The sequence below is a fragment of the Neisseria arctica genome, from assembly GCF_022870905.1.
GTDB classification, from domain to species: Bacteria; Pseudomonadota; Gammaproteobacteria; order Burkholderiales; family Neisseriaceae; genus Neisseria; species Neisseria arctica.
In genome coordinates this window covers 1858594-1873102 of the sequence record NZ_CP091510.1, presented here as the reverse complement: position 1 = coordinate 1873102, position 14509 = coordinate 1858594, and the positions used below count along the sequence as shown (strand labels likewise).

The 14509-nt window shown below is 46.6% G+C and carries 12 protein-coding genes and 2 tRNA genes; 6 read left to right on the top strand and 8 right to left on the bottom strand.

All coding sequences use genetic code 11. The features are described 5' to 3' along the window. The first annotated feature begins 40 nt into the window (after window positions 1-40). From hemC to hemE, 5 genes are all read left to right on the top strand, one after another. Window positions 41-979, top strand: a complete 939-nt coding sequence (gene hemC / locus LVJ86_RS08645) for a hydroxymethylbilane synthase (protein WP_047761225.1) — start codon at window positions 41-43, stop codon at window positions 977-979. A 104-nt stretch (window positions 980-1083) separates the two neighbouring features. After that, window positions 1084-1833 (top strand): uroporphyrinogen-III synthase, encoded by a 750-nt coding sequence (locus LVJ86_RS08640; RefSeq protein ID WP_047761279.1) that lies wholly within the window; start codon window positions 1084-1086, stop codon window positions 1831-1833. Beyond that, window positions 1826-3268: a uroporphyrinogen-III C-methyltransferase gene (locus tag LVJ86_RS08635; RefSeq protein ID WP_047761226.1), complete on the top strand. Its 1443-nt coding sequence runs from the start codon at window positions 1826-1828 to the stop codon at window positions 3266-3268. The genes LVJ86_RS08640 and LVJ86_RS08635 overlap by 8 nt, the downstream gene beginning before the upstream one ends. Further along, window positions 3265-4476: a heme biosynthesis HemY N-terminal domain-containing protein gene (locus LVJ86_RS08630; protein ID WP_047761227.1), complete on the top strand. Its 1212-nt coding sequence runs from the start codon at window positions 3265-3267 to the stop codon at window positions 4474-4476. The genes LVJ86_RS08635 and LVJ86_RS08630 overlap by 4 nt, the downstream gene beginning before the upstream one ends. A 200-nt stretch (window positions 4477-4676) precedes the next feature. Further along, window positions 4677-5738 carry a uroporphyrinogen decarboxylase gene (gene hemE, locus LVJ86_RS08625; RefSeq protein WP_047761228.1) on the top strand — a complete coding sequence of 354 codons (1062 nt, stop codon included), beginning with the start codon at window positions 4677-4679 and terminating at the stop codon, window positions 5736-5738. Between the two features lie 208 nt (window positions 5739-5946). Here the strand turns inward: hemE and LVJ86_RS08620 are convergent, their stop codons facing one another. The 6 genes from LVJ86_RS08620 to rng form a co-directional block, all read right to left on the bottom strand. Continuing rightward, the gene (locus tag LVJ86_RS08620; RefSeq protein ID WP_053008343.1) at window positions 5947-7086 is read right to left on the bottom strand and encodes a phosphoethanolamine transferase; all 1140 of its coding nucleotides are present in this window, start codon (window positions 7084-7086) and stop codon (window positions 5947-5949) included. A gap of 655 nt (window positions 7087-7741) precedes the next feature. After that, window positions 7742-7818, bottom strand: a tRNA-Asp gene (locus LVJ86_RS08615). Window positions 7819-7830: 12 nt separating this feature from the next. Next, window positions 7831-7906, bottom strand: a tRNA-Val gene (locus LVJ86_RS08610). 78 nt (window positions 7907-7984) lie between these two features. Further along, entirely contained in the window at window positions 7985-9964 is a 1980-nt protein-coding gene (locus LVJ86_RS08605; RefSeq protein WP_047761230.1) for a cation:proton antiporter domain-containing protein, read from the bottom strand. Between the two features lie 113 nt (window positions 9965-10077). After that, window positions 10078-10869 carry a serine O-acetyltransferase gene (gene cysE, locus LVJ86_RS08600; RefSeq protein WP_047761231.1) on the bottom strand — a complete coding sequence of 264 codons (792 nt, stop codon included), beginning with the start codon at window positions 10867-10869 and terminating at the stop codon, window positions 10078-10080. Between the two features lie 172 nt (window positions 10870-11041). Then, window positions 11042-12535, bottom strand: coding sequence for a ribonuclease G (gene rng / locus LVJ86_RS08595; protein WP_047761232.1), 1494 nt, complete (start codon window positions 12533-12535; stop codon window positions 11042-11044). Window positions 12536-12895: 360 nt separating this feature from the next. Between rng and LVJ86_RS08590 the strand changes: the two genes are divergently transcribed. After that, complete coding sequence (locus LVJ86_RS08590) at window positions 12896-13051, top strand: hypothetical protein (protein ID WP_161796059.1); 156 nt, start codon at window positions 12896-12898, stop codon at window positions 13049-13051. Here the strand turns inward: LVJ86_RS08590 and LVJ86_RS08585 are convergent. Together LVJ86_RS08585 and LVJ86_RS08580 are read right to left on the bottom strand one after the other, a co-directional pair. Next, entirely contained in the window at window positions 13021-13626 is a 606-nt protein-coding gene (locus tag LVJ86_RS08585) for a Maf family protein (RefSeq protein WP_047761233.1), read from the bottom strand. The genes LVJ86_RS08590 and LVJ86_RS08585 overlap by 31 nt on opposite strands. 37 nt (window positions 13627-13663) lie before the next feature. Then, the gene (locus LVJ86_RS08580) at window positions 13664-14509 is read right to left on the bottom strand and encodes an SDR family NAD(P)-dependent oxidoreductase (RefSeq protein WP_047761234.1); all 846 of its coding nucleotides are present in this window, start codon (window positions 14507-14509) and stop codon (window positions 13664-13666) included.

The following is a 14509-nucleotide window of genomic DNA, read 5'->3' as shown; positions in this document are numbered from 1 at the left end:
ACTTCACTTAATTTTTATATTATTAAAAACAGGCAAGACAATGACACCGAACAAACTCGTTATCGCCAGCAGGGAAAGCGCTTTAGCCATGTGGCAGGCCGAACATATCCGAGACAAACTACAAGCTTTATATCCGCAATGTGAAGTCAGTATTTTGGGGATGACCACTCAAGGTGATCAGATTCTTGACAAAACCCTCTCCAAAATAGGAGGTAAGGGGTTGTTTATCAAAGAGCTGGAGCAGGCATTGAAAGACGGTCGGGCTGATTTGGCCGTACACTCCATTAAAGACGTACCGATGAAACTACCCGAAGGTTTCATGCTTGCCGCCATCGGCGAACGGGCGAACCCATTCGATGCATTCGTGTCTAACCTGTACGAACGTTTGGAAGAATTGCCGGCCGGTGCCGTAGTCGGCACTTCCAGTTTACGCAGAGAAGCGCAACTGCGCGCCCGTTACCCGCATTTGGAAATCCGGCCTTTGCGCGGCAATGTCCAAACGCGGCTCGCCAAGCTTGATAACGGCGACTACGATGCCATCATCCTTGCGGCAGCAGGTTTACAACGTTTGGGTTTGGACGATCGTATCCGTGTCATTCTTTCGCCGATAGACAGCCTGCCGGCAGCAGGGCAAGGTGCACTAGGCATAGAAATTGCCGCGCATCGTTACGACTTATTACCTGTGCTGAATCCGCTTAATCATGCGTTAACTAATGCTTGTGTTATGGCCGAAAGAGCTTTGGCCCGCGCTTTGGACGGTAGTTGCCAAGTTCCTTTGGCCGCGTATTGTACCGAAGAAGGTGGTATGTTGACTTTGCGCGGTTTAGTAGGCCATCCTGACGGCTCTATGATTTTAGAAGCTTCCGCACAAGCTCCCATCGCTTATGCCGATGCATTAGGTCGTGCGGTAGCGAAAAAGCTGGCGGATGACGGTGCGATCGAGCTGATTAAAGCCGTATTGGCCGAGAATGCCGAATAATATTTTCAGACGGCCTTGGAAATATCCAATCAGGCCGTCTGAAAATAAAAGGCAATGATTTGATATTGCTCAGAGTAATGCCTTTAACGCCCATTTTATTATGTATGCATAAAGCCCCCTTGTTTCCCCCGCTGATTTTAATTGTCCGCCCGCCCCGGCAGGCTCTTGCCGATGTTGCGGTATGTGAAGAAGCGGGTTGGCGTGCGCAAATATTCAGCCCTATGGATATAGAAGCTGATCATGAGGCCGTAGAAAGTTTGAATGAGCGGGTACGACAGGCAGATGCGGTGTTTTGGGTAAGCCCGAGTGCGGTTTCGGTAAGTGCCCGGGCAGTTGATTTCACGAATAGCAGTACCCGGCATATTGCGGTTGGCGAGGGCACGAAAAAAGGATTGTCCGTTTTCTGCCCGTACGAAGTGCTTTGTCCCTCACAGGGAAATGACAGCGAAGCGGTTTGGGAATTGCCCGTATGGAAACAATTGCCCCTAACTGCACGTATCTTGATCGTGCGCGGGTACGGCGGGCGTAATTGGTTGATAGAAAAGCTGACGGCAAAGGGCTTTACCGTTGATGTCGCCGAAGTATATTTCAGACGGGAGCGGCAGCTTGATTGGGTATGGTTCCAACAACAGCAGCCGCAAGCGGCATTTGTGGCGTCGGCAGAATGTGTCCGTCTTTTATTCGGGCAAGTACCGCCGTCATTGGCGCAATTATTGAAAACCTTGTTATACTTGACTCATCATGTGCGTATCGCCGAGGCTTTAAAAGCTGCCGGTGCCGAACATATCCGGGTGATTCCGAAGTTGGATGCGCACGCCTTGAATCATGCGTTGTACGGAGAAAAAAATGAGTAAACCCGAAGATGCGCCGTCTGAAAATCCGCAAGTTGAAACCAAGCCTGCGGTAGAACAACCCGAGCATGATGCAGTTAAAGAAAGCGCTGTATCTTCTACTGAAGCCGATAGCGGCAAACAGCCCGCTACCGATTCCCCATCTGTCGTACAAGCAGCAGGCCAAAAGGCCGAAAAAATATCTGAGAAAAACGAATCTGTAGGAAAACCTATGTCTGAAACCAATCAAAATCCCGCTCCGGCAACAGCCCCCGTGGTCATCAAACAGTCTTCAGGAAAAGGCCTGGCCGTAGGCGCCCTCGTACTGGCTTTGTTGGGCTTGGGAGCAAGCGGCTTTTTATTTGTTCAAGGCCAAAACTTGTTAAAAACCCAGCAGTTGAGTTTTGATCAAAAAATCGATAAAGCCGCATTGGGTGAAAGCCAAAATGCCAATCTTCTACAAGACAACTTGCGAAAACAAGCTGAGGTGGAAAGCCTGCTGGCACAACTTTCTACAGGCCAAAAAGCCAATGCCGAACAAATTGCAGCGGCTAACCGCGCTTATCAAGAATTATTGAAAGGTCGTGCCAATTGGTTGGTAGACGAAGTAGAAGCAACATTGAATTTGGCCTCGCAGCAGCTTTTGTTATCAGGTAACGTACCCGTGGCTGTAACGGTGTTGGAAAGCATTGAAAGCCGTTTGAGCCGTTTTGACCAGCCTGATTTGCTGCCTATCAAACAGGCAATCAGCAGCGACTTGGCTGGATTAAAAAACCGCCCCTATCTGGACATTTCGGCTACTTCTTTGAGATTGGATCGCTTGGAAACCGCGGTCGCCGGATTGCCACTGGTGCTAGATAACACTTTGCAACCGGGCAAGGCCGAACCCTTGCCGGAGGATGATGCAAACCTTCCGTGGTGGCAAAATGCTTGGAATAAAATCTTAGCCAGCTTAAAAGGTGTAGTTGAGGTACGCCATCTGAATAACAACGATGCAATGTTGATTGCACCCGAACAAGTTTATTTTGTGAGGGAAAACCTACGCTTGCACTTATTAGATGCACGTACGGCTTTGCTCCGCCATAACGGCGAAGTTTACCAAAGTGATCTTAATAGTGCTGAAGCCGCTGTGAAGCAGTATTTTGATCCGGCCTCTCCGGCTACGCAGTCTTGGCTGAAAGAATTGGCGGAGTTGAAAGCTATAGATGTCCGCATGATTTCCGATAATGCCTTGAAAGCCAGCCTCACCGCGGTGCGTGCTTACCAAGATAGCGTACGTACTGCTATGCCTGTCGCTTCTGCTTCGGATACGGTTGAAAATAATGCAGCCAGCGAAGCCTCAGCTCCCGCTCAGGCGTCTTCTCCGGAAACCTCCCCAAAACAACCTGAAAAACAGGAGGCGGCTCCTGCTGCGCCTGCCGAAGCACCTGCCAGTCAAGTTAAAGGGGATAAAGTATGAAAAGTTTGATTTGGATTATCATCCTTTTTGCTGTAGCAGTTGGCTTAGCAATCGCTTCAAGCACTTACAGCGGCAATGTTTATATTGTTGCGGAACAAACCATGCTGCGGGTAAACCTGCATGCGTTTATCCTCGGATTGATTGCGACAGTTGTCGTGTTATATCTGTTGGTAAGGCTAATTGCCGAATTGTTGAATATTCCGGGCCGTATGGAGCGTTTTGGTATTGCTCGTAAAAGCCGTAAGGCCGGCTTGGCTTTGGATAGTGCTGGTTTGGCATTTTTTGAGGGCAAGTTCCAGAAGGCGGAACAGGAGGCGGCCAAAGTTTTGGGTAATAAGGAAGCCGGTGATCATCGTGCTTTAGCCTTGATGTTGGGGGCACATGCGGCCGACCAAATGGATGATGCCGTATTGCGTGACAAATATTTGAAGGAAATTGAGTCATTGCCGCCTAAGCAGCAATTATCCCGATATTTGTTATTGGCGGAGTCCGCTCTAAACCGCCGCGATTACCCGACAGTTGAAAATAATCTGACTGCTGCCGCGCAAATCAACCCCAGCTTGACCAGACTGGTACGTTTGCAGTTGCGTTACGCTTTTGATCATGGCAACGCATTGGATGTATTGGATAAAACTGCCAAGCTGAAAAAGGCAGGGGCATTGAATGATTATGAGGCAAGCGAATATGAAAATTGGGCTTATCGCCGCTTATTGGCTTTATCCCGTGATGCTGGTGGCTTGAAAGCTTGCTTGAAACGTATTCCTGAAAGCGCGAAAGCAGGTGAGCTTTGCCTGCCTGTGGCAGAGAAATACGCACGCTTGGGGTTGTATGGTCAGGCCGTTAAATGGGTAGGAGAATATTATCCGCAAACCCGTCAAGCGGAACTGCTTGAGCCGTTTGCTGACGGCGTGCGCTATTTGGATGATAAAGCACAACGCCAAGCCATTGATACTGCGGACGGCTGGTTAAAGGCTAAGCCTGATGATGCATCTTTACTGCTACTGCTTGGCCAGTTGGCTTATGATAAACAATTATGGGGTAAAGCCCAAGGCTATTTGGAAGCCAGCCTTGCCGTTAAGCCGACAACTCAGGCACATTTGGTTTTGGCAAAAATTTTTGATGAGATGGAACAGCCCGTCAAAGCTCAAGAACAACGTCGTTTGGCTTTGGAAAGCGTAGCGGAAGAAGAGAATTTGCCTGCCGTATAATACTATTTTGAAATAGCTGAAAATGCCGTCTGAAAAGTTTCAGACGGCATTTTATATATGTATCGGTTTGGTATGATTGCTTGGTTTGTACCAATTGATTTTTAAAAGTGTTTAAGCAATATCCTGATGATGGCAGGTTAATGAATCTGCCTGTTTCATGATATGATTCGCCTTTATCAAATGTAAGTGGAAAACGGCATATGACTGCTTTAAAAAATGATACTTTCCTACGTGCTTTATTAAAAGAGCCGGTAGAGTACACGCCTATTTGGATGATGCGTCAGGCAGGGCGGTATCTGCCTGAATATAAAGCTACCCGTGCGGCGGCAGGCAGTTTTTTAGACCTATGTAAAAATACCGAATTGGCTACAGAGGTAACGATTCAGCCTCTTGAGCGCTTTAACTTGGATGCGGCCATTTTATTTTCGGATATTTTAACTGTGCCCGACGCGATGGGCTTGGGTTTGTATTTTGCAGAAGGAGAGGGGCCGAAATTCGAGCGTGCTTTGCAGCATGAAGCCGATATTGCGAAGCTGGAAGTACCCGATATGGATAAGCTGCAATATGTATTTGATGCAGTAACTTCAATCCGCCGTGCATTGGCAGGCAGTGTGCCGCTTATCGGCTTTTCCGGCAGCCCGTTTACTTTGGCCTGTTATATGGTAGAGGGTGGAAGCAGTAAAGAGTTTCGTACTATCAAAACGATGATGTATTCCCGCCCCGAATTGTTGCATAAAATTTTGGATGTGAATGCACAGGCCGTTACAGCATATTTGAATGCGCAAATTGATGCCGGTGCGCAGGCCGTGCAGATTTTTGATACATGGGGTGGTGTATTGAGTGATGCGGCATTTGAAGCTTTCAGTCTGCGGTATATGCAGCAGATCGTACAAGGTTTGAAGCGTGAAAACGAAGGCCGTCGAGTGCCGGTGATTGTATTTACCAAGGGAGGCGGTTTGTGGCTGGAGAGGCTGGCCGGTATCGGAGCTGATGCTTTGGGCTTGGATTGGACATGTAATATCGGTGATGCGCGCCGCCGGGTGGGGTGGCAAGTGGCATTACAAGGTAATTTTGATCCGTTTGCATTATTCGGTACCCCTGATAGTATCCGCAATGAAGTTGGCCGTATTTTGGCGGCTTATGGAGAGGGTAGCGGCCATGTTTTTAATTTGGGCCATGGTATCAATCAACATGCGGATCCCGAGCATGCTAAAATCCTAGTCGATACCGTACACGAACTTTCGCGACAATATCACAGTTAATATGATTTATTTAAGACCGTAAGGTTTTTTAGCTGATATTTATAAAAATGCCGTCTGAAATTTTTCAGATGGCATTTTTATTGGATAAAGTATTTATTTCCCTCATGGTGGCAAGTATTAGCAAATATAAGGCTTAGCTATGCTAAAAGGAAGGGCGTATCAATTTTTCAATACCTTTTCTTATCTGTTGGAAAACTTGATTTTAATTTTAAAAATATCCGGCCTCTGAAATCGCAGGATCATTCTCTAGTGTTGACCAGTCAACGTTCTGTTGCATATTGAATACTTTAATACTTTCATCTTTATGATCACTGAAAAAATCGATCTCCCATGTTAAATGTTTTTCATGTATTCCTAGCCATTGTGAAAAACCATTTAAAAAATGATAGGCACTTCTTTGAGAGCGGATTAATTGTCTTTTGGTGTCATCACTATTAATACGAATCAATGGGACTTCGTAATTTTGTTTGGTTTGTGAACCATGCACTAAAGTTACTTTGTCGCTGTTTTTATCAATATGATGGAGGCCGTGATCTGCAAAGTATAATAAAGAATAGCTACCATACTTTTCTAGAGTGTGTACTAAATTTTGTAGTAACTTATCCGTTTGCTGTAAGGTGGCTAAATAACAGCTCATATTTTGATTAATAAAGGTAATATCAGGTTTATGGTGTAACCGGTCACAGAAAACGCTATGGGATCCATTTAGGTGTAGAACAAATAAACGGTGGGATGAAGAAGTTTGTTGTAAATATTCTGTCAGTTTGGTTAACAACATATCATCATGAATTTTAATATTATTAAAATTTGATGAGCTAAAGTAAGTTTGGTTCGCAAATTTGCCGATTCGCGCTGCTGCATTATCATGAATACCTAGGCCGCCTTGGCTAGAGATCCAATAGGTGTAGAAACCAGCCTGCCGAGCTAATGTGATGATATTATTTTGCAGTTTGCTTTCATCATTTTGATGGAGATAGAGGGACCGAGTTAATGATAAGGCTGTGTTGCCAGCCGTGGCGATATATCCATCAAAAATTAAGCCTTTTGTTGTAGATAAAAATGGAGTTGTATTTTGTGGGTAGCCATAGGCTGATAAATAGTCTTTGCGTGCGCTTTCACCAATTACTAAAACATAATTTTTATATGTGGGAGACGTACTTATAATTTCCCAGTCGCTCGGTAAATCAAGTGCCTGGAGAGCTAATTCCCTTTCAGTGTAGTATTCTTGAATAAGATTAAATGCTGTCGCTATAAAGGCGATTGGAGCTACTTGAGACTGTGTTAAAGAGAATTCATTTTCTTTTTGGAGTAGGTCTTTTGTAGGTTTGTATATGATACATAAAATCATTAAAAACCATAAGATTATGTGATAACGATATGTAAGTGGAGGAGGATTCCACCTGCGTGAGGATAGAATTACTAGAATGCTAAAAACAATGAATATAATACTACCAATATACAAGTGGCTGGGTAGGGAGCGTAAGTATTCGATTGCTTCGTTTGAATGTGTTTCAAATAAAGAGATAATAGTACCTCCGGATAAGCTGCCTCTTAAGACTGCCTCCGGCAAATAAAATGCTCCTAATGTCGATAATATAACTAAGCAAAAAGCAAATAAATATCGAGATAATTTCGCTGTGTAAAAGAGGAAAAGAAATGAGCTAATTATTGATGGGACTTTGGGTGAGTAGCCTAATGTTTTGGCTAACAGTACTGTATAAATTATTAGTAAGGTGTAAAAAATTAAATTATTTTTATATTTTATTGTATCAATTTTTACTTTGGTTATTTCTAATATAGTAGGTAGATAGAAGTATATTCAATTATTTTAACATATCTTTATAGATTGGTAATAATTTAGTAAGCTGATTATTTAGTAGTTTTTAAAAAATCAACAAAATGGCAATGCAATTAATTTTGATGAGCTGAAATTAGAATTTATAAAAGAAATATTCGGAGAAAAATAAAAGGCACCGATTTTTGGTGCCTTTTATTTGAAAGTTTGGCGGAGTGGACGGGGCTCGAACCCGCGACCCCCGGCGTGACAGGCCGGTATTCTAACCAACTGAACTACCACTCCGTGCAAAGAAACTGGTGGGTGATGACGGAGTCGAACCGCCGACATTCTGCTTGTAAGGCAGACGCTCTACCAACTGAGCTAATCACCCTTTTATTTCTCGCTCAATGTTGCGAGAACGTAATTAAACCAAAAAGCTGCTTTCCTTGCAAGTGTTTTAAAATAAATTTTAGCTTTTTCCTTGTAGTATCCAGTTTTCAAAGGAAATTATTTTTTCTTTACTTCCTGCGATCACGAGAATGTCTCCGGCTTCCAGTATAAAAGTCTCGTCATATTGTTGGATTTGATGGGTTTGACGGCGTATAAACAGCAGTTTAATTTCAAAATCCGCCAAAGGAATTTCTTTGATTTGCTTGCCGGCAGCGTAAGCTTCGTCGGGAAGGGCAAAGGCATAACGGCTGATGCTGGCTTTTTCATCGTAAAAATCTTTTTTACCGTTTTTCCCGGAAAACAGCCCTTGTAAGATTTGATAGCGGCTATGGCGTATATCAGTGATGATTTTGTGTACATTTTGATAGGAAATGCCGGATCCAAGCAGTGTATAGGCGGCTAATGCAAGGCTGGATTCTTTGGCATCCGATACGGTTTCTTCGGCACCCATCTCGGCAAATGTTTGCAGATAGTCGTCGCTGGTTGCGCGAACATGCACCGGCATGGTGGGATACATGTGCATAATATTGTCGAGAATGTGGCGGGTTTCGGCCATGTTATTTAATGTAATAACTACCATTTTTGCGCGTGATAGTCCTGCTGCTTCAAGTACTTCACGCCGTTTGGCATCGCCGAATGCAACCGGTTCTCCTGTGCTGCGGGCGATCCGTACGCGTTCGGCATCCAGATCTAGCGCGTAGTAGGTGATATTTTCTTGTTCGAGAATCCGTGCGATGGTTTGGCCGCAGCGCCCGTAACCAATTATAAGGATATGCTCGGATTTACTCATCGTAGCAATCAGCATATTTTGCAAATCAACGGCTTTCATATCCCAATCAGATTTCACCAAACGATTGATGATCTTTTCGCTGCCGTTAAGGATGAACGGAGCCAATATCATAGAAACCAAAATAGCAGCGGTAGCGGCTTGTTCCCATTCTGAAGAAAGCATATTGAGTTTATGAGAGACGGTTAGGATAACAAAGCCGAATTCGCCGCCTTGTGCCAGATACATCGCGGTTTTCATGCTGTCGGCGACGCTATGGCGCAAATAACGGGCAATAGCCGTGATAATCAACGCTTTTAATACAAGTAATATGATTAACAGCATCAGTACGCTTTGCCAGCCTTGTATAAGGGCTGTGATATCAAGCTTCATGCCGACTGTAATGAAGAAGAAGCCCAGTAAGATGTCGCGAAACGGGCGGATATCGTCTTCAACTTGAAATCGGTATTCGGTTTCGGAAAGCAGCATACCGGCTACAAATGCTCCCAAAGCCAAGGATAGGCCTTCTAGCTCGGTGAGGTAGGCAACACCCAGAGTAACCAGTAAAACGTTAATCATAAACAGCTCGGATGACTTTTGTTTGGCTACGAGACGGAACCAAGGTGTCATCAGGCGGCTGCCTATCACGAATAAGAGGCCCAATGTGGCGATCATTTTAACGGCGGCTATACCTAGGGCATACAGAAGGTTGTCTTGGCTACCGCCGGCTAAAGCTGGCAGTAAAATCATCAGCGGTACGACAGCGATATCCTGCATGAGTAATACGCCCATCGCCATTTGGCCATGCGGCTGTCCCAGTTCCGTTTTTTCCGAGAGAATACGGCTGACGATGGCGGTAGATGACATAGCCAGTGCGCCTGCAATAGTAAAGGCATGAATAACCGGGGTATTTTGTAGTAGAAGAATGCCGAATATGGCCGTAATGGTGAGAACAACCTGTAGCCCGCCCAAGCCGAAAACCAGTTTGCGCATGGCTTTTAGCTTAGGTAATGAAAACTCCAAGCCGATACTGAACATTAGAAACATAATCCCGATTTCACCGAGATAATCAGTGGCAGGAGTTTGCGGGATCAGATGGAATACGCCGGGCCCGGCCAAAAATCCGACCAACAGATAGCCCAACATAGATGGAATATTGAGTTTGCGACAGATGATTACGGTTAAAACCGCAACCAGCAAGACGATAACGATAGGGGCTAGGGAAAAATGCATAGCGGGTGGTTTCGGTTTTCAGACGGCTAGAATCGGTCAAACCGGCGAGCACAGGATATACCGTATGGATTTGGTTTCAAGGTGCCGCCGGGATATTGAAGTCCGTATAGTCGTTAGATAGATTGATCCATTTCTGCGGCAGGCATATTCGCCGATTTGCCGGTAGGGCGTGCGGGTACGCCGACAACGGTAGTGTATTCCGGTACATCAGAGACAACAACACTGCCTGCCCCGATTTTAGACCAGTTGCCGATACGGATATTGCCCAATACCGAGGCATTGGCACCGATCATGACGCCGTCGCCGACTTTCGGATGGCGGTCGCCGCTTTCTTTGCCGGAACCGCCCAGGGTTACGCCATGCAAAATAGAAATATCGTTACCCAGTACGGCGGTTTCTCCCACAACAAAACCGGTAGCGTGGTCGAGCATCAAGCCGTGACCGAAGCGGGCCGCCGGATGGATATCAGTGCCGAATACTTCCGACATACGGTTTTGCAGAAAGTAAGCGAGGGTTTTACGCTGATTTTTCCACAACCAGTGGTTGATGCGGTGTGCTTGGATAGCGTGAAAGCCTTTGAAATAAAGCAGCGGTAATGAATATTGGTCACAGGCCGGATCGCGATCGTAGCACGCGCGGATATCGCATTCTACGGCAGCGATAATCGAAGGATCGTCTTTAAGTGCTTGGATATAGACTTCGTAAAGCGCGCGCGCATCCATAATGGCGCTGGACAACTTGCTGGATAAGTGAAAGGCTAAAACTCTGTCAAGCGAAGTATGGCGCAGCACGGTCAGATGGAGAAAACTAGCCAACATTGGTTCGGATTTTGCCGCAGTTTCAGCTTCTTGGCGGATGGTTTGCCATAAATCGGAATCATTCGTGCGGGTAGTTTGGATATTCATGATGTGCTCGCGGTTATGTTGTGGTTGGTGTTTTGAAATTGCTAGGTGTTTGCTGATAGCATATGTTTGTATCTTACCGATAAAAGGTTGCTTTTTTCAATTATTTCTTCATGGTGGGCTTCAGTGAAATAAGGCCGTCTGAAAATTTTCAGACGGCCTTTATTGTCTCGGGCTACATCAGCACGATATCGTACTGTTCCTGGGTGTAGGTAGATTCTACTGCTAGTGAGATGGGTTTGCCGATGAAGTCGATCAGCATTGCCAATGATTGCGATTCTTCGTCGAGGAATAAATCAATAACGGGCGGAGAAGCTAAGATACGGAAGCTTTGGACATCATAACGGCGGGCTTCACGTACGATTTCACGCTGGATTTCGTAACAAACGGTTTGCGCCGTTTTCAGACGGCCTCTGCCTTGGCAGGTCGGGCAAGGTTCGCACAGCACATGGTTGAGGTTTTCGCGGGTGCGTTTGCGGGTCAGTTCGACCAGGCCTAAACTGGTAAATCCGTTCAGGGTAACGCGGGTGCGGTCAAAACTGAGCGCTTTGGCCAACTCCTGTAAAACGGCCTCGCGGTGGGCTTCGTGCGCCATATCGATAAAGTCGATAATGATGATGCCGCCTAAATTGCGCAAACGCAGCTCGCGGGCAATGGCGTGGCAGGCTTCGAGATTGGTTTTGAAAATGGTTTCGTCAAAATTTCTAGCCCCGACAAAGCCGCCGGTATTGACATCGATTGTAGTCATGGCTTCGGTAGCTTCAATAATCAGATAGCTGCCGAAATTCAGATTGACCCTTGGCTGCAAGGCCCGATTGATTTCCTGTTCGATATTGTAGCTTTCAAACAGCGGGCGTTCGCCTTGGAATAATTGGATTTTACCTACCGCCCCTTGTACGTATTGTTCGGCGAAGGCCAGCATACGTTGGTAATTTTCTTTGGAATCGACTAGGATTTCGCGGGTATTGTCGTTGAACATATCGCGCAAGACGCGTAACGAGAGCGGTAAATCTTGATATAGCAGAGTCTCAGGCGGACTGGTTTTAGCTTGTTGCTGGATGTTACGCCATAGTTTGGTCAGGTAGTCGATATCGGCTTGAAGTTCGCCGTCGGTCGCGGTTTCGGCGCTGGTGCGGATGATATAGCCGTGGCAGGCTTCGGCGGGCAACAGATTATTGAGCCGTTCTCGCAGGCTGTTGCGCTCTTCTTCATCTTCGATTCTTTGCGAAATGCCTATATGTTCGTCTTGAGGCAAATGCACAAGGAAACGGCCGGCTAGGGAAATTTGTGTGGATAGGCGCGCACCTTTGGTGTTAATCGGATCCTTGATCACTTGAACCAAAATAGATTGGCCTTCAAACAACATATGCTCGATACGTTGGGTTTCGTCCGGATTCTGCCGTTGTTCCAATAGATCGACGATATGCAGGAAGGCGGCGCGTTCCAATCCGATATCGATAAATGCACTTTGCATGCCAGGCAATACGCGGCGCACAATGCCTAAATAAATATTGCCTACCAATCCGTGACCGCTGTTACGTTCTATATGTAGTTCACATATGTTGTTTTCTTCCAGCATAGCCACGCGGGTTTCTTGTGGGGTAATGTTGACCAATACGGTTTCCGGCGGGCGCACGCAGTCTTTAGGCAGGGGAATACTGGGTAACATAAGTTAAAGCTTCCTAAAATCAAATATTTTTGTCATCGGCTCTGAGCCAAGCGTTATGGTTGCGGTAGAGGCCGTCTGAAAAAGACGATGGCAAAAATATTTTGGTATGGCGAAGGCGTAGCGGTGTAATGAAATCTCATTAAAATCAGGCAGGCGGCCGTTGCCGTTTTGGGGTATTGGGGCGTGGAAAAGCAGATTCGGTGAGATTGCCGCTACTTGGTAGTGTACTGAAATTAAACCCGATTACTATACGCTAAAACGCCATATTGCGCCAATACAATAAAGGAATCTTAATATAGCAATTAAAAGCAGATACGGTAGTGGAGGCAATATCAGTTTGTATGCTTTACGGAACACATCGTGGCTGATTTTATTGTGTCGGGTGCCGTTACTTTTTCGGCATTGATTGCATCTGGTATTTCCTACCGTATGAGGCGAACATATTACTTGCATCCGAGCTGTATCCTATGCGGTTTGGATATTTATCAGGGCATGGGAAACGGCGGTACGGGGTAGCCGGCCGCAGACAATAGGGAAACGGTTTCATATACGGGTAACCCCATCACGCCGGTAAAACTGCCGTGCAGGTGGGTAACGAAAATACCGCCTAAACCTTGTATGCCGTAAGCACCGGCTTTATCCATAGGCTCGCCACTGGCGATATAGGCGTCTATTTCGGCAGCCGTGAGTGTTTTGAAGCATACGTTGCTTTGTTGCAGAGAGTGGTGCGTTTGGCCTTGGTAGTAAATTGAAACGGCGGTGAGTACCTGATGTTCGCTGCCCGAAAGGCTTTGCAGGATGTCGCGGGCGTGCTGCGCCGATTCCGGTTTGCCTAAAATTTGGTCGGTTAAGGCTACGGTGGTATCGGCAGTGATGAGAGGATAATCCGGCAGGCGGGTATTTTCGGCTTGCCATGATGACAGGGCGGCAGCATTTTTTTCGCGTGCCATCCGGGCTACATAGTGGCTGGCGGCTTCTCCGGATAGAGGGGTTTCATCGATATCGCCTTTCAATCGGATAACGCGGTAACCGAGGCTTTCTAAAATTTCACGCCGGCGCGGGCTGCCGGAAGCTAGATAAAGTGTATGCATTATAAATAGGCCGTCTGAAAAAAATGGTATTTGCCGGTTATTTTTTACCTTGGCCGCTTACTGCGGCACGTTGTAATTTGTCGAGCCATACGGTGGGTAACAGCCGTTTCAGATACCAGAAAACTTTGGTAGGCAGGGTAACGCGGTAGCGGGCCTTGGGGTGCGCGGTAGTCAGTGCTTTCACGCATATGGCGGCGCAATCAGGTGAAGACATGGTAAACGGGGCTGCATCGCCTTCTGTTTCGAGACGGCGTAATTGGGCGCGGTAACTTTTGGCGTGTACACTATTTTCAGTATCGATATAGCGGTTGAACGTAATGAGGGCATTGTCGCGAAAGCGTGTGGCAATCGGCCCAGGTTCTACGAGGCTGACAAAAATACCGCTGCCGTAGGTTTCATGGCGAAGCGTGTCGCACATGCCCTCAAGTGCGAATTTGCTGCTGTTGTAGGCACCACGCCAAGGCATGGCGGCAAAGCCGAGGATGCTGCTGTTGACGAGAATGCGGCCATGTCCTTGTTTGCGGAAGATTTTCATGGCATGGGTAATACATTCCCAAGTGCCGAATACGTTGGTTTCAAACTGTTGTAGCAGAGCTGTGCGGGGAATGTCTTCAACGGCGCCGACTTGTCCGTAGCCGGCATTGCAGAATAAGGCATCCAACCTGCCACCGGTGGCGGTGAGAAGGTGTTCGAAGGCAGCCTCGATTTGCGCACTGTCGGTTACGTCGAGCAATAGTGCGTCTGTCAGGCCTTCATTTTGCAGGCGGGATACGTCGGCAGTTTTCCGACAACCGGCAAAAACCCGCCAGCCGGCGGCCTGCATCTGTTTGGCGGTATCGTAGCCGATACCGCTGGAGCAGCCCGTAATAAGGATGGTTTTCAT

Coding starts and splice junctions, on each gene's coding strand:
- LVJ86_RS08635 (WP_047761226.1), top strand. CDS start 1,826: ATGAGTAAACCCGAAGATGCGCCGTCTGAAAATCCGCAAGTTGAAACC.
- rng (WP_047761232.1), bottom strand. CDS start 12,535: ATGTTACCCAGTATTCCCCTGCCTAAAGACTGCGTGCGCCCGCCGGAA.
- hemC (WP_047761225.1), top strand. CDS start 41: ATGACACCGAACAAACTCGTTATCGCCAGCAGGGAAAGCGCTTTAGCC.
- hemE (WP_047761228.1), top strand. CDS start 4,677: ATGACTGCTTTAAAAAATGATACTTTCCTACGTGCTTTATTAAAAGAG.
- LVJ86_RS08580 (WP_047761234.1), bottom strand. CDS start 14,509: ATGAAAACCATCCTTATTACGGGCTGCTCCAGCGGTATCGGCTACGAT.
- LVJ86_RS08605 (WP_047761230.1), bottom strand. CDS start 9,964: ATGCATTTTTCCCTAGCCCCTATCGTTATCGTCTTGCTGGTTGCGGTT.
- LVJ86_RS08630 (WP_047761227.1), top strand. CDS start 3,265: ATGAAAAGTTTGATTTGGATTATCATCCTTTTTGCTGTAGCAGTTGGC.
- LVJ86_RS08640 (WP_047761279.1), top strand. CDS start 1,084: ATGCATAAAGCCCCCTTGTTTCCCCCGCTGATTTTAATTGTCCGCCCG.
- cysE (WP_047761231.1), bottom strand. CDS start 10,869: ATGAATATCCAAACTACCCGCACGAATGATTCCGATTTATGGCAAACC.
- LVJ86_RS08620 (WP_053008343.1), bottom strand. CDS start 7,086: ATGATTTTATGTATCATATACAAACCTACAAAAGACCTACTCCAAAAA.
- LVJ86_RS08585 (WP_047761233.1), bottom strand. CDS start 13,626: ATGCATACACTTTATCTAGCTTCCGGCAGCCCGCGCCGGCGTGAAATT.